The 20,548-nt window shown below is 69.1% G+C and carries 18 protein-coding genes; 13 read left to right on the plus strand and 5 right to left on the minus strand.

What is annotated here, in order from left to right; translation table 11 throughout:
- Positions 1–301: 301 nt before the first annotated feature.
- From AB4Y80_RS13645 to AB4Y80_RS13660, 4 genes are all read right to left on the minus strand, one after another.
- Entirely contained in the window at positions 302–1,423 is a 1,122-nt protein-coding gene (locus AB4Y80_RS13645) for an IS110 family transposase (protein WP_442214838.1), read from the minus strand.
- A gap of 305 nt (positions 1,424–1,728) precedes the next feature.
- On the minus strand, positions 1,729–2,136 hold the full coding sequence (locus AB4Y80_RS13650) for a hypothetical protein (RefSeq protein WP_442214840.1): 408 nt from the start codon (positions 2,134–2,136) through the stop codon (positions 1,729–1,731).
- Between the two features lie 103 nt (positions 2,137–2,239).
- On the minus strand, positions 2,240–3,832 hold the full coding sequence (locus AB4Y80_RS13655; RefSeq protein WP_442214841.1) for a DUF349 domain-containing protein: 1,593 nt from the start codon (positions 3,830–3,832) through the stop codon (positions 2,240–2,242).
- A 119-nt stretch (positions 3,833–3,951) separates the two neighbouring features.
- A complete protein-coding gene (locus tag AB4Y80_RS13660) occupies positions 3,952–4,734 on the minus strand; it encodes a peptidylprolyl isomerase (protein WP_442214843.1) in 783 nt (260 codons plus the stop codon).
- Between the two features lie 238 nt (positions 4,735–4,972).
- On the opposite strand from AB4Y80_RS13660, the gene hisS reads away from it, so the two are divergent.
- Both hisS and aspS read left to right on the plus strand, forming a co-directional pair.
- On the plus strand, positions 4,973–6,325 hold the full coding sequence (gene hisS / locus AB4Y80_RS13665) for a histidine--tRNA ligase (RefSeq protein WP_442214845.1): 1,353 nt from the start codon (positions 4,973–4,975) through the stop codon (positions 6,323–6,325).
- 81 nt (positions 6,326–6,406) lie between these two features.
- Positions 6,407–8,176: an aspartate--tRNA ligase gene (aspS, locus tag AB4Y80_RS13670; RefSeq protein ID WP_442214847.1), complete on the plus strand. Its 1,770-nt coding sequence runs from the start codon at positions 6,407–6,409 to the stop codon at positions 8,174–8,176.
- Positions 8,177–8,242: 66 nt separating this feature from the next.
- Here aspS and AB4Y80_RS13675 read toward each other — a convergent pair whose 3' ends face one another.
- Positions 8,243–8,896 (minus strand): acVLRF1 family peptidyl-tRNA hydrolase, encoded by a 654-nt coding sequence (locus AB4Y80_RS13675; RefSeq protein WP_442214849.1) that lies wholly within the window; start codon positions 8,894–8,896, stop codon positions 8,243–8,245.
- A gap of 30 nt (positions 8,897–8,926) precedes the next feature.
- On the opposite strand from AB4Y80_RS13675, the gene AB4Y80_RS13680 reads away from it, so the two are divergent.
- The 11 genes from AB4Y80_RS13680 to aroB all read left to right on the plus strand — a co-directional run bounded on the left by AB4Y80_RS13680 (position 8,927) and on the right by aroB (position 20,546).
- Positions 8,927–10,486, plus strand: a complete 1,560-nt coding sequence (locus tag AB4Y80_RS13680; RefSeq protein ID WP_442214851.1) for an AAA family ATPase — start codon at positions 8,927–8,929, stop codon at positions 10,484–10,486.
- A 228-nt stretch (positions 10,487–10,714) separates the two neighbouring features.
- Positions 10,715–11,341: a 30S ribosomal protein S4 gene (gene rpsD, locus AB4Y80_RS13685; protein WP_442214853.1), complete on the plus strand. Its 627-nt coding sequence runs from the start codon at positions 10,715–10,717 to the stop codon at positions 11,339–11,341.
- A 135-nt stretch (positions 11,342–11,476) separates the two neighbouring features.
- Positions 11,477–11,851 (plus strand): DUF948 domain-containing protein, encoded by a 375-nt coding sequence (locus AB4Y80_RS13690; protein WP_442214855.1) that lies wholly within the window; start codon positions 11,477–11,479, stop codon positions 11,849–11,851.
- 73 nt (positions 11,852–11,924) lie between these two features.
- Positions 11,925–12,161 (plus strand): hypothetical protein, encoded by a 237-nt coding sequence (locus AB4Y80_RS13695; protein ID WP_442214856.1) that lies wholly within the window; start codon positions 11,925–11,927, stop codon positions 12,159–12,161.
- A gap of 42 nt (positions 12,162–12,203) precedes the next feature.
- Complete coding sequence (alaS, locus tag AB4Y80_RS13700) at positions 12,204–14,882, plus strand: alanine--tRNA ligase (RefSeq protein WP_442214858.1); 2,679 nt, start codon at positions 12,204–12,206, stop codon at positions 14,880–14,882.
- Positions 14,883–14,892: 10 nt separating this feature from the next.
- Entirely contained in the window at positions 14,893–15,501 is a 609-nt protein-coding gene (gene ruvX, locus AB4Y80_RS13705) for a Holliday junction resolvase RuvX (RefSeq protein WP_442214859.1), read from the plus strand.
- Positions 15,498–16,706 (plus strand): endolytic transglycosylase MltG, encoded by a 1,209-nt coding sequence (gene mltG / locus AB4Y80_RS13710; RefSeq protein WP_442214861.1) that lies wholly within the window; start codon positions 15,498–15,500, stop codon positions 16,704–16,706. Before ruvX ends, mltG begins: the two co-directional genes overlap by 4 nt.
- Positions 16,707–17,651 carry a shikimate dehydrogenase gene (locus tag AB4Y80_RS13715; protein ID WP_442214863.1) on the plus strand — a complete coding sequence of 315 codons (945 nt, stop codon included), beginning with the start codon at positions 16,707–16,709 and terminating at the stop codon, positions 17,649–17,651.
- 20 nt (positions 17,652–17,671) lie between these two features.
- On the plus strand, positions 17,672–18,871 hold the full coding sequence (gene aroC / locus AB4Y80_RS13720; protein ID WP_442214865.1) for a chorismate synthase: 1,200 nt from the start codon (positions 17,672–17,674) through the stop codon (positions 18,869–18,871).
- Positions 18,871–19,449 carry a shikimate kinase gene (locus AB4Y80_RS13725; protein WP_442214867.1) on the plus strand — a complete coding sequence of 193 codons (579 nt, stop codon included), beginning with the start codon at positions 18,871–18,873 and terminating at the stop codon, positions 19,447–19,449. The genes aroC and AB4Y80_RS13725 overlap by 1 nt, the downstream gene beginning before the upstream one ends.
- Positions 19,446–20,546: a 3-dehydroquinate synthase gene (gene aroB, locus AB4Y80_RS13730; RefSeq protein ID WP_442214869.1), complete on the plus strand. Its 1,101-nt coding sequence runs from the start codon at positions 19,446–19,448 to the stop codon at positions 20,544–20,546. The genes AB4Y80_RS13725 and aroB overlap by 4 nt, the downstream gene beginning before the upstream one ends.
- Positions 20,547–20,548: the final 2 nt, after the last annotated feature.

The raw sequence follows: 20,548 nt of genomic DNA on the forward strand, positions 1-20,548 counted from the left end.
GCAGCTGATATGTAGGAAGGTTTGTCAAGGGGCATAGTTGTGCGGCTCCCAGCGTTGCTGGTGGGGGCCGCTGGTTTGGGTGCTGTCCGGGTGTGGTGGTCGTGCTGGCTAGTCTTGTTTTCGACTGCAGTGTCAGGCTGATATGCGCGGGTTGGGTACCGCATGACGATTGTTCGGCTGGGGCGTATCGCTGTCTAGCATCGAGCGTCAGCGGAATGGGCCGCTTGTTCATAGCTGCGTCTCGAGTTGGCCCCAAAGTGCTGCCACGCCACGCCCACCACTTACCCGGAAGGCACGTTTATCACGCGGCGGTCATGGGTCCCCGGACTTCGTGCTCGTTGCGCTGGAGGGGTGCGGCCAGGGACCAGCACCAGCCGGCGAGTTCCCGGGCGATCGCGGTGTTGGCTGTCACGGAGCGTTTCTTGCGGGCGTCGAAGACTTCCCACTTGTGGGGGAGGCGGTGGTTGCCTTCCAGGGCGCGGAYCCGGGTGTCCGGGCCAACCAGTTCCAGCTGCCGCAGCAGGCGCAGCCCGGGCCGCGCATAGGGGCGCCGGTGTTGCCACGCCGCCTCCACCAATAACTTGCGGGCGTACTTGCTGCCGGCCTTGGTGATCGGTCCCTGATGCCGGGATTGGCCCGAGGACTGTTCACTGGGCACGAGCCCGACATAGGAGCCAATGGAGGATCCGGTGAACCGGGTCCAGTCCCCGATCTCGGTGGCGAGCCCGAACCCGCCCGTGACGTGGATGCCGCGCAGGCACATCAACGCCTCGATGATCGGGGCGTACTGGCAGGCCTTGGCGACCGCCGCGACGCGTTGGTCGATGCGCTTGAGGTGGGCGGCCAGTAGTTCGGCTTCCTCCACGTCGGTGTCATAGGTGAACTGCAGCACCTCGGAGTCGAAGTGCTGGCGGTGCAACCATGCCTGGTGGGCCTGGGTCCATTTCGTCTTTTCCGGGTAGCGGATGCCGTGGCGGAGCAGGAGCGCGTTCACGTGCTGGCGGGCATGGGCCAGGTTCTTGGCTGCCGTGGCCCGTAGCCGGGACAAATCGCGCAAGTCTTCCTGCTCCCGCGTCGGGACCCGGACCTCGGTGACCTGGCCCAGGGCGAGCATCTCCGCCAAAAGACGGGCGTCGCGCTTGTCCGTTTTGACCTTGTCGCCCGGGGCCCGCAGCAGCTTCGAGGACGCCGCGACCACGCAGTCGATCCCGGCCTCGCGCAGGTACCGTGCCAGCACGTACCCGGTTGGGCCCGACTCGTACACGGCCTTCACCGGTGGCTCGAAGCGGCGAACCCAGTCCAGGACCATGGCCGGGTCCGAGTCCATGGCCATCTTCACCAGCTCACCGGTGTCAGGGTTAAACGCGCATCCCACAACAGAAACTGCGTGAACATCCAACCCAATAAACGTATGCTGAAACATAGCCGGGACCTCCCAAAACTCACATGTGGCACTACCAATGCAACGCTCCGAAGGCCGCAATGCCAAGGAGGTTGTTCACTGGCAACCCACGGACCCTGTGACACAGAAGGCCCCGGCCCTCGCCAACGGCAGCCCGGTCCCTGCCCGTCCGGCTACAAGGCCATCCCCGCCGGGCCATAGGCCCCGCGGGGCCGCCTCCAACACGACGGACACCCGCCATGATCAAGCCGGCGCCACGGGACCGCCCGGCGACAATGGCCTCCCCGGACGGGCAGCAAACCCAAACCACCCCCACCTCATATCGTCTAGCTGACCAGTGCGCCGCCCAGTCGGAGCACGTCCAGCGGGTCAAGGGCCACCTCATGCACCGCACAGCCGCTGAAGGGCGGTGCAGCGGTGCTACGGTGCCGGCTGCTGACCAGCAGGGCGATGCGTGGCGGCGGCGGGGCACAGCCGTAGACCCAGGCCGCGGCCATCCGGCCGATGGCCGCCCGGTTGGCCAGTGCCGGCGGCAGCTCCGCGGCCAACGCGGCGGCCCGCAGCCCGGGGGTTTCAGGGGTGTTGACGGGCCGGAACGCCTGTCCGTACACTCGGGCCAGGACACCGTCCAGCCGCATCGCGTGAAGTTCGGGCAGCGTGAAGCCATCGCCTGGAACCAGGACCTCCGGGGCGCGCGCCAGCGCCGCGGCGGGGTCGATTCCTACAGAGGACATGGGTCCAGCGTGGCCCTCTTTCGGGTCAGGTAAAAGGCCCCCGGGCCGGATTGTGGACAATCCGGCCCGGGGGCCTTCGGCCCAGCGAACTTGACAGGGGAGGCTAGGAGAAGTCCTCCGCGGCCTTTTGGACCTGCTCGAGCCACAGCTCGCGGGCCGCCAGCGCCTCGGAGGCCTTGGCCACCTTGCGGGCGTCCCCGGCCGACTCGGCGGCGGCCAGGTCTTCCTTCAGCCCGGCGATCGTGGCCTCCAGCTGGCTCAACGCACTGCTGGTCCGGGCCTTGGCCTCGGGGTCGCTGCGGCGCCAGTTGTCATCCTCGGCCTGGCGGACGGCGTCCTCGACCTTGCGCAGCCCGGCCTCGACGCGTTGCATGTCGGCGCGGGGCACCTTGCCGGCTTCCTCCCAGCGGTCCCGGATCGACTGCAGCGCCTTCTTGGCGGCGGCCAGGTCCTTAATGGGCAGCAGGGCCGCCGCTTCCACGAGAAGGGCTTCCTTGACCACCAGGTTCGCGCCAAATTCGTCGTCGAGGGCGTTGTTCGCGGCCTGGCGGGCGGTGAAGAACTTGTCCTGGGCGGCGCGGAACCGGTTCCACAGTGCGTCGTCATCCTTGCGGCTGGCGCGCGGGGACGCCTTCCACTCATCCATCAGGCGGCGGTACTCGCCGGCCGCATAGCCCCACTCGGTGGAGCTGGAGAGCTCCTCGGCGGCCGCGATCAGGGCCTGCTTGGCGCTCTTCGCCGTCGCGTTGTTGTTATCCAGCTGGGAGAAGTACGCGCGGCGGTGGCGGTCAAAGATGGTCCGTGCGCTGCGGAAACGCTTCCACAGCGACTCTTCCGTGGCCCGGCCCAGGCGCATGCCGGTTTTCTGCGCCAGCTTCCACGACTCAAAGAGTTCGTTCATGCGGGCGCTGCTGACCTTCCACTGAATGGTGGCCGGGTCACCGCCGGCAATGGCCTCGGCCTCGGCCACAATGGCCTCGCGGGCGGCCAGTTCGGTGGTGCGGGCGGCGTCGTGCGCGGCGCGTTCGGCGACCTGCAGCTCCTTGATCCGGCCTACGAGCGCATCCAGGCGGGCCACCGCGGCGTTGACGTCGCCAACGGCGTTCCGCTCTCCGAGTTGCTCGCGCAGGTGATCGACCGTCTTGGTCATGTCGGTCGTGGCGGCCTTCGCGTCCACGCGCTGCTCCAGCAAGGTGATTTGCGCGGTGAGGTCCTCAAACTTGCGCGCAAAGTAGGCCAGGGCCTCCTCCGTGCTGGCCCCCGGGTACTGGCCCACCGGGAACTCCTCACCGTCCAGGAGCAGGAAGACGTGGCCGTCTTCCTCGGCCCGGCCGAACTTTGCAGCCTCGATAAGGTTCACGGCCGGGGCCGCCGCGGCCGGTGCCGCCGGGGCGGGAGTGGCCGCCGGTGCCGGGGCCTTGGGCCGGGCGGCAAACGCTGCCGGCGAGGGGACCGGGCTCGCGGGCGCGGCCGGGGCCGGGCTGGCTGAAGTCGCCGCGGCCGGGGGCTCTTCGGCCGGCGCCGCCTCGGCCGGGGCCGACGGCGTGTCGGGGGAGTCCGGCGTCGACGGCTCCTCGGCTACGGCCTGCTCAGGGATGTCCTGCTCAGGGACAACCTGCTCAGGGATGTCCTGCTCAGGGACAACCTGCTCAGTCGGGACGGCCGTTGTTTCGTCGGATTGTTGACTGTGTGTCACCGCTAAAAGTCTTTCGCTTGATGGATATCGGGCAAGTCCTGCTTGTTCGATGTGGCCGGGTACTGCCGCGGTGCCGCCTGGGGAAGCGCGGTCGCCAGGGAATTCACGGCCCTGTTCATTTACTTCAGCGTAAACGAGTCTATCGTCACCTTCGTCGTGGGGGCACCGTCACCGGCCCCATTGGCGCCCGGGGTGATCCCGGCCTTGGCGATCCCGGCGACCACGTCCAGGCCGCTGGTGACCTTCCCGAGGATCGTGTACCCGCCGGTGGTCTGCGGCAGGACGGTGTCCTTGTAGACAATAAAGAACTGGGTGCCGTTGCTGTAGGTGCTGGCGGCGCGGGCGACGGCGATGGTGCCGGCGGGGTACCGGCCGTCCGCGGGCGTGTTCTCCACCGGACCCCACTGGTAGTTGGGGTCGCCCTGGCCGTCACCATTGAGGGAGCCGCACTGCAAGACGCCGAAGTCCGTGGCGTCGGTCAGGCGGTGGCAGGTCTTGCCGGTGAAGAACTTGGAGTCGGCCAGCGACTTGAACACGGCGGCGGCCTGGGGGGCCTTGGTGCCGTCCAGGGACACGCCCATCGGCTTGCCGTTCAGGCTCAGGGTGCCGGTGAAGGTCTTGCCGCGCGCGGTGTCGGCGTTGGGTACCGCCGGGCTGTTGCCCTGCGTCGGCGAGGCGGTGGCGGAGGCGGTGGCGTTGGGGGCGGCCGTGGTGTCCTTGGGCCCGGCGAAGACCGTCAGGGCCAGCACCACGGCAACGATGATGGCGGCGGCCATGGCGGCCGCGGCGATGATGTTGTCACGCTTGCGGCGGCTGACCGTGGCCTGGTGCAGCGCCACGTTGGCCTCCATCCGGGCTCTGCGTGCCTTTGACTCGCGGTCCGTCTTCTTGCTGGTGGTCAACGGTGCCTCTCCTTCGGTTTCACTGCGCTGGGCTCCCGCGCAACGCAGGCGCCGGGGGCAAGTTAGGGATGGCCCGCCAAACCTTATAAAATGGCTGCCGGGAGCTAAGTTTACCCATGTATCCGCTTCCCGGACGCGTCATTGAGGCAGTCCGCACCGAACACCTTACGTACCCGTGCGCTCCGGCGCGGCCCGCGCGCCGTCCGTGTGGCACCGCATCCAGAGGAGATCTCCATCCATGGCACGCAACGCCTCCCTGTCAGGTTTCCCCGAGTGGCTACCTCAGGAGCGGCTGGTGGAGCAGCATGTGGTGGACACCCTGCGCCGCATCTTTGAGCTCCACGGCTTCGGCTCGGTGGAGACCCGGGCGGTGGAGACCGTCGGCCAGCTGTTGCGCAAGGGTGAGATCGACAAGGAAGTGTACGCGCTCTCCCGCCTGCAGGACGATGACGGCAATGCCGCCGCGGCCGCCGGCAAGGAGGACCCCCACCAGCTGGCCCTGCACTTTGACCTGACCGTGCCGTTCGCCCGTTACGTGGTGGAAAACGCCGGCTACCTGGCCTTCCCGTTCCGCCGCTATCAAATCCAAAAGGTCTGGCGCGGGGAGCGCCCGCAGGAGGGCCGCGCCCGGGAGTTCACCCAGGCGGACATCGATGTGGTGGCCGACGGCGAACTGCCCTTCCGCTACGACGTGGAACTTGCGCTGGTGATTGCCGAGGCCCTTTCCGCGCTTCCCATCCCGGCCTTCAAGCTGCGCATTAATAACCGCAAGCTCGCCGAGGGCTTCTACCGCGGCATCGGCCTGAGTGACACCGCCGGGGTGCTGCGCAGCATCGACAAGCTCGAGAAGATCGGCGCCGCCGCCGTGGCGCAGCTGCTCAAGTCCGAGCTCGGCGCCACCGATGACCAGGCCGCCAAGGCCCTGGCCCTGGCCTCCATCCGCACCGAGGACACCTCCTTTGTGGCCGCCGTGCGCGCCCTGGGCGTGAGTGACGAGCTGATGGAAGAGGGCCTGAACGAGCTCGAACAGGTCATTGCCGCCGCCGTCCAGCGCGCCCCCGGCTCCGTCGTGGCGGACCTTTCGATCGCCCGCGGCCTGGACTACTACACCGGCACCGTGTACGAGACGGTGCTGGTGGGCCACGAGTCCCTCGGCTCGATCTGCTCCGGCGGCCGCTACGACGCCCTCGCGTCCAAGGGCAACCGCAAGTTCCCCGGCGTCGGGCTGTCCATCGGTGTGACCCGCCTGGTGTCCCGGATCCTCAGCCAGGAGTTCGCCTCCGCCTCCCGCAGCGTGCCCACCGCCGTCCTGGTCACGCTGGCCGATGATGACAGCTGGAGCGCCGCGCAGGAAGTCGCCGCGGCCCTGCGGGCCCGGGGAATCTCCACGGAAGTGGCCGCCAAGGCGGAGAAATTCGGCAAGCAGATCAAATACGCCGACCGCCGCGGCATCCCCTACGTCTGGTTCACCGACGCCGACGGCGCCCACCAGGTCAAGGACATCCGCAGCGGCGAGCAGGTCCCCGCCGACCCCGCCGCCTGGATGCCGCCGGCCGTGGACCTCAAGCCGGCCATCATTGCCGGGCGCTGAACCGGCTCCTTCGCCGGTAAACTCGTTACAAAGTCTCTTTCGGCCTTGATCTGGGCCGTCCCCTCCATTGAAAGGAATGCTGTGCTGCGCACACATGACCTGGGCTCCCTGCGGGCTTCGCACATCGGACAAACCGTGACCCTGTCGGGGTGGGTCGCCCGCCGCCGGGACCATGGCGGCGTGGCCTTCCTGGACCTGCGCGACGCCTCGGGAGTGGCCCAGGTGGTGGTGCGCGAGGAAAAGGTCTTCCACTCCCTGCGCAATGAATACGTCCTGCAAATCACCGGGACGGTCTCGCGGCGCCCCGAGGGCAATGAAAACCCGCAGCTCGCCACCGGCGAGATCGAGGTGATGGCCGAGGACGTCGTCGTGCTCAACGAGGCGGCGCCCCTGCCGTTCCAGCTCGACGAACACGTGGAGGTGGGGGAGGAGGCGCGCCTGAAGCACCGCTACCTGGACCTGCGCCGGCCGGCCATGCAGCGCAATCTGCGCCTGCGCTCCGAGGCCAACCGCGTGGCCCGGGAGCTGCTGCACGACGAGGGCTACATCGAGATCGAGACTCCGACGCTCACGCGCTCCACGCCCGAAGGCGCCCGCGACTTTCTGGTGCCGGCCCGCCTGGCGCCCGGTTCCTGGTATGCACTGCCGCAGTCGCCCCAGCTGTTCAAGCAGCTGCTGCAGGTTGGCGGGTTTGAAAAGTATTACCAGATCGCCCGCTGCTACCGGGACGAGGACTTCCGCGCCGACCGCCAGCCCGAGTTCACCCAGCTGGACATCGAGGCGTCGTTTGTCGACCAGGACGACATCATCGCCCTGGGCGAGAAGGTTGTTTCCGCGCTGTGGAAGCTCATCGACGTGCAGATCCCGCTGCCGATCCGGCGCATGACGTACCGGGACGCGATGGAGCGCTACGGCTCGGACAAGCCGGACCTGCGCTTTGGCCTGGAACTGAGCGACCTCACCGAATTCTTCAAGGACACCAACTTCGGCGTGTTCAAGGCCCCCTACGTGGGGGCCGTGGTCATGCCGGGCGGGGCCTCGCAGCCCCGCCGCCAGCTCGACGCCTGGCAGGAATGGGCCAAGCAGCGCGGCGCCAGGGGCCTGGCCTACGTCCTGTTCAAGGAGGACGGGGAACTGAGCGGCCCCGTGGCCAAGAACCTCACCGACACCGAGCGGGCCGGGCTGGCCGCTGCCGTCGGGGCCACGCCCGGGGACTGCATCTTCTTCGCGGCCGGCGACCAGTCCCCGGCCCGGGCCCTGCTCGGCGCCGCCCGCGTGGAGATCGGCCACCGCACCGGCCTGATCGACCCGTCTGACTGGGCCTTTGTGTGGATCGTGGACGCGCCGATGTTTGAGCCGGCCTCGGAGGCCGTAGCCTCGGGCGACGTCGCCGTCGGCAGCGGCCAGTGGACCGCCGTGCACCACGCCTTCACCTCTCCCAAGCCCGAGTTCATGGACACCTTCGACACCGACCCGGAAAACGCGCTGTCCTACGCCTACGACATCGTGTGCAACGGCAACGAGATCGGCGGCGGGTCCATCCGTATCCACCGCCGCGACGTTCAGGAGCGGGTGTTCGAGCTCATGGGCCTGGACAAGGCCGCCGCGCAGACCAAGTTCGGCTTCCTGCTGGAGGGGTTCAAGTTCGGCGCCCCGCCGCATGGGGGAATCGCCATTGGCTGGGACCGGGCCGTGTCCCTGCTCGCCGGCGTCGACTCCATTCGCGACGTCATCGCGTTCCCGAAGTCCGGCGGCGGCTACGATCCCTTGACCGCGGCCCCCGCTCCGATCACGGCGCAGCAGCGCAAGGAGGCCGGCGTGGACTTCAAGCCCGAGGTGGACACCAAGTAGCCGCGCCGAGGTAGCCGGTCCGCACCGAAAMWCGCCCGGATGTGGGCGAGTTTCGGTGCGGACCGGCTACTTCGACGGCGGGGCGTCGGTGACGTGGATGCGGAGGGCGCAAAAGTCCGCCGCGGCCCGGGTCAGCACGGCCATGTTCGGGTCGGTCACGGGCAGCGGGGCGAGCCGGGGCAGGGCGGCGTACCGGCGCAGGGCGGGCTCGGCCAGCACCGCGTCGATGAGGGCCTTGTCGCCGCCCGTGGCCAAGTATTCAAAGCCGTGTCCGGCAAAGATCCGCGCCGCCTCCTCGGCGGCCTTGACCACCAGGGCCTCGGCCTGGTTGACGCGCCGCCGGGCAAACCGGTGCTGCGACTGGCCGCCCGCCGCCGTCCGCGACTGCACATACTTCGTGCCGCACTTGTGGGCCAGCAGCGTTCCCCCCACCGCCGCGCCCACGGCGTAGCCGCCGCGCCGCACCAGCACCAGGCCCAGCGACCGTTCCTGGGAGGCCAGGGACACCAGCCGTTCCAGCAGGTCCGCGCCGCGCCCCGGCCGGCCGTCGTCGGACCAGGGCGGGGAGATGCGGGCCACCGCACCGTCGCGCAGGCGCAACACCACGCCGTCGTCCGTGTCCTGGACGGCGTCCAGACCCTGGTGCGCGGCGGAGAGGCGATCGACCCAGCCGTGCAGGCGGACGGCGGGGACAAGGGCGGTGCGGGTCGGGGCAGTCACGCCTGCAAGCGTACCGGCTAGCCTAGAGGGGTGAGCGACCTCTTTGACAGCGCCTTTGACAGTGACTCCGACACCGGCTTTGATAGTGCCTCCGACACCGGCTTTGATAGTGCCTCCGATAGCGCCTTTGACAGTGCCTCCGACGTGGCGGACGACGGCGCGGGCCGGCTGGGCTTTGGCGGCGGCACGGCAGGGAAGTCCTCGCGCCCGCGCAGCCCGCTGGCCGTGCGGATGCGCCCGCGCACCCTCGAGGAGGTGGTGGGGCAGGCACATCTGCTCGGGCCCGGCTCGCCGCTGCAGCTGTTGGCCGGCGGCGGGACCTCCGGCGGCCCGGCGGGACCGGCCTCCGTCATGCTGTGGGGACCGCCCGGGACCGGGAAGACCACCCTGGCCCATGTGATCGCGCGCGGTCCGGGCCGGAAATTCGTCGAGCTCTCCGCCATCACGGCCGGGGTCAAGGACGTGCGCCGGGTCATGGACCAGGCCCTCACCGACCGGGACCTGCACGGGCGCACCACGGTGCTGTTCCTCGATGAGATCCACCGCTTCAACAAGGCCCAGCAGGACGCGCTGCTGCCCGGGGTGGAGAACCGGTGGGTGGTGCTGATTGCCGCGACCACCGAAAACCCGTCGTTCTCAGTGGTCTCCCCGCTGCTCTCGCGCTCCATCCTGCTCACACTCAAGCCGTTGACGAGCGCGGACATCCGCGGGCTGGTGGTGCGCGCGGTCACCGACCCGCGCGGGCTGGACGGGCTGGTCACGCTCACCGACGAGGCCCTGGACCACCTGGTCCGGCTGGCCGGCGGCGACGCCCGCCGGGCCCTGACCACGCTGGAGGCGGCGGCCGGGGTGGCGCTCTCCGAGATGGCCTCCACAAACGGGGCCGACGACGGGCCGGTGACGGTGGACCTCGGCATTGCCGAACGCGCCATCGACGCCGCGGCCGTCCGCTACGACCGTGCCGGGGACCAGCACTACGACGTCATCAGCGCGTTCATCAAGTCAATCCGGGGATCGGATGTCGATGCCTCCCTGCACTACCTGGCAAGGATGCTCGAGGCAGGGGAGGACCCGCGCTTCATCAGCCGGCGGATCATGATCTCGGCCGCCGAGGATGTGGGGATGGCCGACCCCACCGCGTTGCAAACCGCGGTGGCCGCGGCCCAGGCGGTGGCCTTGATCGGCATGCCCGAGGCCCGCATCGTGCTGGCCGAGGCCGTGGTGCATGTGGCCACGGCGCCGAAGTCCAACGCGGCCTACAACGGCATCAACGCCGCCATCGCCGACATCCGGGCGGGCCGGGGGACCATGGTGCCGGTGCCGCTGCGCGACGCCCACTATGCGGGCTCGGCCGCGCTGGGGCACGGCAGGGGCTATATCTACTCGCACGACTCGCCGCACTCGGTCGCCACCCAGCAGTACCCGCCGGACGACCTGGTGGGGCGCAATTACTACGAACCGACGGCCAACGGACTGGAACGGGACCTGGTGGTGCGCCTGGAGCGGCTGCGCGCCATCATCCGAGGGACGGGGGCCAGTACGGGCGCCGGCACGGGCGCCAGTACGGGGTCTCCGGCGTCGGGCCGGTAGGTCGGGCCGCTCGCGGGGCAGGTGGTAGAGTTGATGGCGCACTGGCAAGCCTTGGCTCCATGCCCACCACCACCGGAAGAATCCGTTTGACTTCGCACCTCGTGCGGGGACACGTGCGTTTTCTCCGCGGCGGGCATGCCCAGGTGCTGTAGCGATGGGCGGCAATAGCCCCAACTCTCCACAATGGAGGCCAGGACACTAATTATTGCAAATATTGGAAGGACACAAGTGGCTAACAACACACGTGCCCGCCGGCAGGCCCGCCTTTCGCGGGCCCTCGGCATTGCTCTGACTCCGAAGGCAGCCAAGTACCTCGAGCGCCGTCCGTACGGCCCCGGTGAGCACGGCCGCGCCCGCAAGAAGCAGGACAGCGACTACGCGGTTCGTCTGCGTGAAAAGCAGCGTCTGCGCGCCCAGTACGGCATCCGCGAGGCACAGATGACCCGTGCCTTCGAGGAAGCCAAGCACACCAAGGGCATGACCGGTGAGAACCTGGTCGAGATCCTGGAAACCCGCTTGGATGCCCTGGTCCTGCGTGCCGGCTTCGCCCGCACCACCGCCCAGGCCCGCCAGCTGGTTGTGCACCGCCACATCATGGTCGACGGCGCCCGCGTGGACCGTCCGTCGTTCCGCGTTGCCGAGGGTCAGCTGATCCACGTGCACCCGCGCAGCCAGACCATGGCCCCGTTGCAGGTAGCTGCAGCCGGCGCTCACCGCGACGTGCTCCCCGCCGTCCCGGCCTACCTGGATGTGAAGCTGGAGAGCCTGCAGGCCCGCCTGGTCCGCAAGCCCAAGCGCGCCGAGGTTCCCGTAACCTGTGAAGAGCAGCTGGTCGTCGAATTCTACTCACGCTAAGAATTCCGGCATGAGTGCGGCCGGATCGCTCCGGCCGCAGACCTGCAAAGCAGCCCGCGGCACGCGCCGCGGGCTGCTTTGTGGGTAAGGTACCAAGGGGACACAAACAGCGACGTGGAAATGAGGCGGCCCTCCATGACTGGCGGAGACATTGCAGGACTGATCGCGGCGGGAGTGTTCGCCGTGCTGGTTGCGCTGCTCGCGGTGCCAATTTTCAAGCTCGGAAAAGTCTTTGACGAGATCCGGGTGACCATCAAGTCGATCGGCGAGGGCACCACGCCCCTGATCGATGAGGTCACGGCCACGGTTGCCACCACCAACACGCAACTGACCAAGGTGGACGGGATTTCCAACAACATCTCCGACGCCACCGCCAATATCTCGGCCCTGTCATCGCTGGTCGCCGCCACCATCGGCTCGCCACTGATCAAGATTGCCGCGTTCTCCTACGGCGTGCGCGAGGCCCTGAGCGGCCGCAACAAACCCGTCCGGGCCCGGCGCAGCCGCTAGCATCCCTACCGGCAGCCGCCCACTTCCCCGGCTGAGGGCATGACAATTCACAGGTGTTGGAGAGAAACTTACGATGAAGAAGATTTTTTGGCTGGGCGTCGGCATCACCCTCGGCGTGGTGGCCGCGCGCAAGCTGGCCGCCGCCAAGGGCGCCCTGGGCCCGGAGGGCCTCAACCGGGCCGTGGGGCGGGCCTCCGACGCCGTCCACGACTTCGCCGGCGCCCTCCGCTCCGGCATGGACCAGCGGGAGACCGAGCTGCGCGCCGCCCTGGGCCTGGACCCGGAGCGCCCCGTCGGGCCACGGCACTAATTTCACCACATTTTTTGGAACTACGAAGGAGCCACCAGGTTCATGAAGTCACATGAGATCGCACGCCGCTGGGTCGATTTTTTCGCCGGCAAGGGCCACACCCCCGTGCCGTCCGCATCCCTGGTGTCCTCCGACCCCTCCCTGCTGTTCACGGTGGCCGGCATGGTGCCGTTCATCCCCTACCTGACCGCCCGCGAAGTGCCCCCGTACAAGACCGCCACGAGCGTGCAAAAATGCATCCGCACCGGTGACATCGACGAGGTCGGCAAGACCGTCAGGCACGGCACATTTTTCCAAATGTGCGGGAACTTCTCCTTTGGCGACTACTTCAAGGAAACCGCCATCCCCTACGCGTGGGAACTGCTGACCACCCCCGTGGACCAGGGCGGCTTCGGTCTGCCCGTCGACCGGCTGTGGGTCACCGTGTACGAGGAGGACGAGGAAGCGCTGGCGATCTGGCGGGACAAGATCGGCCTGCCCGCCGAGCGGATCCAAAAGTTTGACAAGAGGGACAACTACTGGTCCACCGGCCAGCCCGGCCCCGCCGGCCCCTGCTCGGAAATCTTCTACGACCGCGGCCCCGCATACGGCGTGGACGGGGGACCGGCGGCGGATGAGACCCGCTACATTGAAATCTGGAACCTGGTCTTCATGCAGTACCAGATCGACAACGTCACCTCGAAGACCGAGTTTGACGTCGTGGGCGAACTGCCGAACAAGAACATCGACACCGGCCTGGGCCTGGAGCGCCTGGCGATGATCCTCCAGGGCGTCGAGAACATGTACGAAACCGACCAGGTCCGCCCCGTCCTGGACAAGGCCGCCGCACTGGCCGGCAAGGAATACACCTCCACGGAGGATCCCGCGGACCCCCACCACGTGGACGATGTGCGCCTGCGCGTCGTGGCCGACCACATCCGCTCGGCCCTGATGCTGATTTCCGACGGCGTCACCCCCTCCAACGAGGGCCGCGGCTATGTGCTGCGCCGGTTGATCCGCCGTGCCGTGCGCGCCATGCGCCTGCTCGGCGTCGAGCAGGCCTGCCTGCCCGAGCTGATGCCCGTCTCCCGGGACGCCATGAAGGGCGCCTACCCGATCGTCGAGACCGACTTTGCCCGGATCGGGCGCATCGCCTACGCGGAGGAACGCTCCTTCCTGCGCACCATCGCCAGCGGCACCGCCCGGCTCGAGGACGCCGTGAAGGAGTCCAAGGCGGCCAACACGCCGCTCTCCGGCGCCGAGGCGTTTGCCCTGCACGACACTTACGGCTTCCCGATCGACCTGACCCTGGAAATGGCCGCCGAGGCCGGGCTGGCCGTCGATGAGGCCGGGTTCCGCGCGCTCATGCTCGAACAGCGCCAGCGCGCCCAGAAGGACTCCCGCGCCAAGAAGAGCGGACACGCCGACCTCAGCGTCTTTCACGAGCTGCTGGCCCAGGGCGAGACCGTCTTCACCGGCTACACGGAGCTCGACGGCCAGTCCCGGGTCCGGGCGATCCTCGCCGACGGCGCCGCCGTCGCCCACGCCTCCACCGGCGACGAGGTCTCCCTCATCCTCGCCGAAACCCCGTTCTACGCCGAGGCGGGCGGGCAGGCCGCCGACACCGGCCTGATCACCGGCGACGGCTTCGTCGTCGAGGTCCTGGACGTGCAACGGCCCGTCAAGGGCCTGAGCGTGCACAAGGCGATCGTGCGCGAGGGCGAACTGCCCACCGACGCCCTGGTGCACGCCGCCGTCGACCGGGAACGCCGGCACGCCGCCGAACAGGCCCACACCGGCACGCACATTGTGCACGCGGCCCTGCACCAGATCCTGGGCCCGGAGGCGCTCCAGCGCGGCTCCTTCAACAAGGCCGGCTACCTGCGCTTTGACTTTTCCTGGGGTGAGGGCCTGAGCACCGCCACCCGTTCGGAGATCGAGGAGGTCTCCAACATCGCCATCCGCAACAACTTCCGCGTCCAGACCACGGTGATGGCCCTGGACGCCGCCAAGAAGCTCGGCGCCACCGCGCTGTTCGGCGAAAACTACGGCCGGGAAGTACGCGTCGTGGAGATCGACGGCGCCTGGTCGCGCGAGCTGTGCGGGGGCACCCATGTGGAAAGCACCTCCCGGATCGGGTCCCTGACCCTGCTCGGGGAGCAGTCCGTGGGTTCCGGCAACCGGCGCGTGGAGGCGTTCGTGGGCATGGACGCCTTCCGCCACCTGGCCGCCGAGCGCGCCCTGGTCAGCTCGCTGACCGACACGCTCAAAGTGCCCGCAAATCTGCTCCAGGAGCGGGTGGCCGCCACCTTGGCGAAGCTGAAGTTGGCGGAGAAGGAGCTTGAACGCCTGCGCAAGGACCAGCTCAGCGCCGCCGCCGGCAACCTCGCCGGCACCGCCGTGGACGCCAACGGGATCAAGGTGATTGCCCATGACGCCGGCCGCGTCTCCGGCCCCGATGACCTGCGCGCCCTGGCCCTGGACCTGCGACAGCGCCTCGGCTCGACCCCGGCCGTGGTGGCCGTCGCCGGCACCGGCAACGACCGCCCCGTGATCCTGGTCGCCACCAACGAAGGCGCCCGCGACGCCGGCGTCAAGGCCGGTGTGCTGGTCAAGCTGGCCGCCGGAATCCTCGGCGGCGGCGGCGGCGGCAAGCCCGACGTCGCCCAGGGCGGCGGAACCGATGTGACGGCCATCCCGGCCGCCCTGGCCGCCGTCACCGACGCCGTCACGAACCGCTAGGTCCCCGGGCGTGGCGCAGCACAGCTATCCTCACGGCGTCAAGCTGGGCGTGGACGTGGGCCTGGTCCGCGTCGGCCTGGCCGTGTGCGACCCGGACGGGATACTGGCCACCCCGGTCAAGACCCTCTCCCGCGACGCCAAAAGAAACTCGGACATTCGCGTGGTGGTCCGCGAGGCCGCCGAGCGGGCCGCGGTGGAGATCTTCGTCGGGCTGCCCCGAACACTCAAGGGCGCGGAAAAGACGTCGGCGGAGATGGCCCGCAGCTACGCGGCACTGCTCGCGGCGGCCCTCCAGGCGGGCGGGCTGGACGTCCCCGTGCGGCTCGTTGACGAGCGGTTGACCACCGTCAGCGCCCACCACGCCCTGCACGCGGCTGGCATGAACAGCCGTGAACATCGTAAGGTGGTAGATCAAGTAGCCGCAGTGGGCATCCTGCAACACGCTGTGGACATGCAAAAAGCACGGAACACCAACGTCGGGGAATTGGTCAAGCCGCCTCGGCCGGGCGCAGTGGGGACAGCCGGCGCCGTTGGAGAAGAAGAGGATTCCGCCATCACCAGCAATGACAGCGCACCATCCGCCGGTTCCGCTGGTTCCGGCCGGGAGAGGGACCTGTGAACGGGTTGTCCCGGGAGAACCCCAAGGCCCCCCTGCCGGCCAGCGAGCACGCCGACGAGGTCCTGTGGGCGGAGCAGTTCGCCCCCGAGGGGCATGAGGAACCCGCCCCGCTGCCGTCCCGGCGCAGCACCCGGGTGTCCAAACGGGTGCGCAAGCGCCGGCGCACCGTCGTCTTCTTCGTGGTGGTGGCCCTGTTTGCCTGCGTGGTGTTCTTTGTTGTCCAGACCATCCGGCCCATGCTGGGCGGGCTCAGCGCCGCCGACTACCCCGGGCCGGGCACCGGTTCCGTGCAGATCGTCATCCCGGACGGGGCGACCGGACGCACCGTGGCCGCGGAACTGAAGACCAGCGATGTCGTCGCCAGCGAGCAGGCCTTCCTGGACGCCCTTTCCGCCGCCAACGGCACCGGTTCGCTGCAGCCGGGCTCCTTCGCGATGCGCAAGCAAATGAAGGCCGCAGACGCCGTCACCGTCCTACTCGCCGCAGACGCCGCCAAGGTGCACTACGCCGCCGTCGCCCAAAACCTCCGATTAGGCGAAACCCTGGCCGTTTTGGCCAAGAGCACCGGCTTTGACAAGGCCGACTTTGAACGGCTGGCCAAGCAGCCCGCCCTGTTCGGCCTCCCGCCGGCCGCCAAGAACCTTGAGGGCTACCTGGCACCGGGGGAGTACCGCTTCCCGGTCGAACTGGACGCCCAGGCCATCTTGAAGCAAATGGTTGAGGCCACCAAGAAAAACCTTGCCGCCGCCGAGGTCACCGACCCCGCCGAGCAGTACCGGATCCTCACGATCGGAAGCATCATCGAGTTCGAGGGCAATGCCGCGAACTACGCAAAGATCTCCGGTGCCATTGAGAACCGCATCAACAACCCCAACGGTGAAACCGGGGGCCGGCTGGAATCCGACGCCACCGTCGCCTACGGGCTGGGCATCAAGACCTACAACATCACCGACGCCCAAAAGGCGGACAAGTCCAATCCGTACAACACCTTCGCCAACCGCGGCCTGCCGGTCGGCCCGATCGGGTCCCCGGGCGCCAAGGCGATCGAGGCCGCCGCCCATCCGGACGGGAACCCGTACTACTTCTGGGTCACCGTCAACCTCAAGAGCGGCGAGACTCTGTACGCCACCACCTATGCCGAGCACCTGAAGAACGTGGCCAAGTACACGGCCTGGTGCGACGCCAACCCGGGGGAATGCAAGTAAATGCCCGCTCTTCCACCCGTCCCCGCGGGGACCGGGCCGCTGCCCGGCGCCACGGCGGGTTCCCCTGCGTTGCGCGGCGCCGTCCTGGGACACCCGATCGGCCATTCAAGGTCGCCGGCGCTGCACCGGGCCGCGTACGGCCTGCTCGGCCTGAACTACTCCTACGCGGCCCTGGACGTCACCGTGCCCGAGTTGGCGGGATTCATCGGGCGAGTCCGCTCCGACGGCGACTGGTACGGCCTCTCGGTCACCATGCCCCTGAAGAACGCGGTCGTGCCGTTGCTCGACGAGCTCACGCCCGTCGCGCGGGTGCTGGGGGCCGTGAACACCGTGGCCGTCACCCGGTTGGCCGACGGCGGCCTTAAGCTGGTGGGCGCGAACACCGACGTCGCCGGCATTGTCCAGGCGCTGCGTCACGCCGGCGCGGGGGAGCGGCCCCGCGCGGCCGTCCTGGGCGGCGGCGGCACGGCCGTCTCCGCTGTGGCCGCCCTGGCCGAGCTCGAGGCCGCGGCCATCGACGTGTATGTCCGGGACCCCGGCAGGGCGGCCGGCACGCAGGAGGTGGCCCGGCAGCTGGGCGTCGCCTCCCGCCTGGCGCCCTTCACGGCGGCCGCGCCCGCACTCCCCGGCTACGACGTCGTCATTTCCACCCTGCCGCCGCACGGAGCCGACGCCCTGGCCCGCGAGCTCGGCGATGCCGCCGGGACGGCCGGGCGCTTCCTGCTCGACGTCGCCTACGACCCCTGGCCCAGCGCCCTCGCCGCAGCCTGGGCGGCGGGCGGCGGGACCGTGGTGGCCGGCATCGAGATGCTGCTCTATCAGGCTGCCGAGCAGGTACGGCTGTTCACCGCGGCCGGCGGACCCGGCGCAACAGGGCGCGCCGAGGACGTCATCAATGTGATGTGCGACGCAATTGGCCTGCCTCGACGCCAGCCCCACCGGTAGATCATGGCAGGATGGAGAGCATGTTGCGTTGGTTAACCGCCGGAGAATCACATGGCCCGGCACTCGTGGGAATCATAGAGGGCGTCCCGGCCGGGGTGGAACTCTCCAGCACCCTTATCCAGGATGCCCTGGCCCGGCGCCGGCTCGGCTACGGCCGCGGCGCCCGGATGAAGTTTGAGCAGGACGTGGTGACCATTCTCGGCGGCGTGCGCCACGGCCTGACCCAGGGCGGTCCCGTCGCCATCCAGATCGCCAATTCCGAGTGGCCCAAATGGGAGCAGATCATGTCCGCGGACGTGGTGGACCCGCAGGAGCTGGCCGCCCAGGCCCGCAACGCGCCGCTGACCCGCCCGCGCCCCGGCCACGCCGACTTCACCGGCATGCAAAAGTACGCTTTCGCCGAGGCCCGCCCCGTCCTGGAGCGCGCCAGCGCCCGCGAGACCGCCACCAGGGTGGCTCTTGGGGTCGTGGCCGCCCAGGTGCTGGCCGCCGTCGGCGTCGCCCTGGTCAGCCACACCGTGCAGATTGCCGCCGTCGCCGCACCGGCCGACGCCCCGCTTCCCGTCCCCGGGGACGTGGCCGCGCTGGACGCGGACCCGCTGCGCTGCTTTGACGCCGCCACGTCGGCGGCCATGGTCGCCGAGGTCGACGCCGCCCACAAGGAAGGCGAGACGCTCGGCGGCATTGTAGAGGTGCTCGCCTACGGCCTGCCGCCGGGACTGGGCAGCTACGTGCACTGGGACCGGCGCCTTGACTCCCGGCTGGCCGCCGCGCTCATGGGCATTCAGGCGATCAAGGGCGTGGAGGTCGGCGACGGCTTCGCCACCGCCGCCCGCCGCGGCTCGGCCGCCCACGACGAAATCGTCCGCGACGCGTCCGGGCGGATTGTGCGCACCACCAACCGGGCCGGCGGCATCGAGGGCGGCATGAGCATCGGGGACGTGCTGCGCGTGCGCGCCGCCATGAAGCCAATCGCCACCGTGCCCCGCGCCCTGAAAACGGTCGACGTCGCCACCGGTGAGCCGGCGAAGGCGCACCATCAGCGCTCCGACGTGTGTGCCGTCCCGGCCGCGGGCGTGGTGGCCGAGGCCATGACCGCCCTGGTGCTCGCGGACGCCCTCCTGGAGAAGTTCGGCGGCGACTCAATCACCGAGACCCGGCGGAACCTTCAGGGCTACCTGGCCGCCATCCCGGCAAACCTGGACACCCTGGAGCACTGATGACCACGGGCAGGGCGCTTGCCGGGGAACCGGGTTTCCGGCCGGCACGGCCCATTGTCATGATTGGGCCCATGGCCGCGGGCAAATCCGTGGTGGGCGCCGAACTCGCCAAGGTGCTGCACCTGGAGTTCATCGACACCGACCAGCGCATCGTGGCCAAGAACGGGCCGATCCCGCGCATCTTCGCCTCGCACGGCGAACACCACTTCCGGCGGYTGGAGGCCCGCGCGGTGGCCGAGGTCCTGGACGTCGAGCCGCTTGCGCCCGTCGTCATCTCCCTGGGCGGCGGGGCGGTGCTGGACTCCGGCACGCAGCAGCTGCTGACCCGGGCCACCGTGATCTACCTGCGGGCCCGGCTGGACACCGTGCGTGAACGCATCCTGCGCGGCTCCGGCCGCCCCCTGCTGGCCGCCGACCCGGTGGCCGCCTGGACCCGCCTGACGGCCGCCCGAAGCCCGGTGTATGAGCGCCTGGCCACCATCACCAAGGACGTCACCCATTCCAGCGTGCCGGAGCTAGTCGCGCAGCTCATCGACATCCTGGCCGAGGAATCAAGAAAAGAGAACAGCGCACCGTGAATGAAGTAAATGCAGGAAACACCATCATCAAGGTCACCGGCACGGCCCCCACGGACAACTACGACGTCGTCGTTGGCCGCGGCCTGCTGGCCGAGCTGCCGGCCCTGCTGGGCGAACGCGTCAAACGTGTGCTGGTCATCCACCCCCGGGCGTTGCGCCTGACCGGGGATACCGTCCGGGACGACCTCGCCGCCGCCGGGTTCACCACCCTGACGGCCGAAATACCCGATGCCGAAGAAGGCAAGCACGTTCAGGTCGCCGCTTTCTGCTGGCAGGTCCTGGGCCAAAACGACTTCACCCGCTCGGATGCGATCGTGGCCGTCGGTGGCGGCGCCGTGACGGACGTGGCCGGCTTCGTGGCCGCCACCTGGCTGCGCGGGGTCAGGGTCATCCACCTGCCCACCTCGCTGCTGGGCATGGTGGATGCCGCCGTCGGCGGGAAAACGGCCATCAACACGGCCGAGGGCAAGAACCTGGTGGGAGTCTTCCACCCGCCGGCCGGCGTCCTGGTGGACCTGGACACGCTGGACACGCTGCCGCCCAATGAGCTGATCTCCGGCATGGCCGAGGTGGTCAAGTGTGGATTCATCGCCGACCCCGCCATCTTGGACTTGATCGAGGCGAACCCCGAGGCCGTCCAGGATCCCCGGTCCGCGGTGCTGCGCGAGCTGGTGGAGCGCGCCATCACGGTCAAGGCCACGGTGGTTTCCGAGGACCTGAAGGAAACCGGCCTGCGTGAGAGCCTGAACTACGGGCACACGCTCGGCCACGCCATCGAACTGGCCGAACGCTACTCCTGGCGCCATGGTGCGGCCGTTTCCGTCGGCATGATGTTCGCCGCCGAACTCTCCCGCAGCGTGGGCCGGTTGAACGACGCCGACGCCGACCGCCACCGCCGCATCCTGGACCAGCTTGGCCTGCCCCTGACCTACCGGAAGGACCGCTGGCAGGCGCTGCTGGACGGCATGCGCCGGGACAAGAAGGCCCGCGGCGACCTGCTGCGCTTCGTGGTCCTGGACGGAATCGGCCGCCCCGCCATCCTGGACGTGCCGGACACGTCCTTGCTGTTTGCCGCCTACCAAGAGATTGCGTCCTAGCC

The sequence above is a fragment of the Specibacter sp. RAF43 genome (assembly GCF_052114065.1).
Classification (GTDB): Bacteria; Actinomycetota; Actinomycetes; order Actinomycetales; family Micrococcaceae; genus Specibacter.

Excerpts from the sequence above, each read along its gene's own strand:
- hisS (WP_442214845.1), top strand. The coding sequence starts at position 4,973 with ATGGCACGCAACGCCTCCCTGTCAGGTTTCCCCGAGTGGCTACCTCAG.
- aroC (WP_442214865.1), top strand. The coding sequence starts at position 17,672 with ATGTTGCGTTGGTTAACCGCCGGAGAATCACATGGCCCGGCACTCGTG.
- AB4Y80_RS13650 (WP_442214840.1), bottom strand. The coding sequence starts at position 2,136 with ATGTCCTCTGTAGGAATCGACCCCGCCGCGGCGCTGGCGCGCGCCCCG.
- alaS (WP_442214858.1), top strand. The coding sequence starts at position 12,204 with ATGAAGTCACATGAGATCGCACGCCGCTGGGTCGATTTTTTCGCCGGC.
- AB4Y80_RS13690 (WP_442214855.1), top strand. The coding sequence starts at position 11,477 with ATGACTGGCGGAGACATTGCAGGACTGATCGCGGCGGGAGTGTTCGCC.
- AB4Y80_RS13715 (WP_442214863.1), top strand. The coding sequence starts at position 16,707 with ATGCCCGCTCTTCCACCCGTCCCCGCGGGGACCGGGCCGCTGCCCGGC.
- AB4Y80_RS13695 (WP_442214856.1), top strand. The coding sequence starts at position 11,925 with ATGAAGAAGATTTTTTGGCTGGGCGTCGGCATCACCCTCGGCGTGGTG.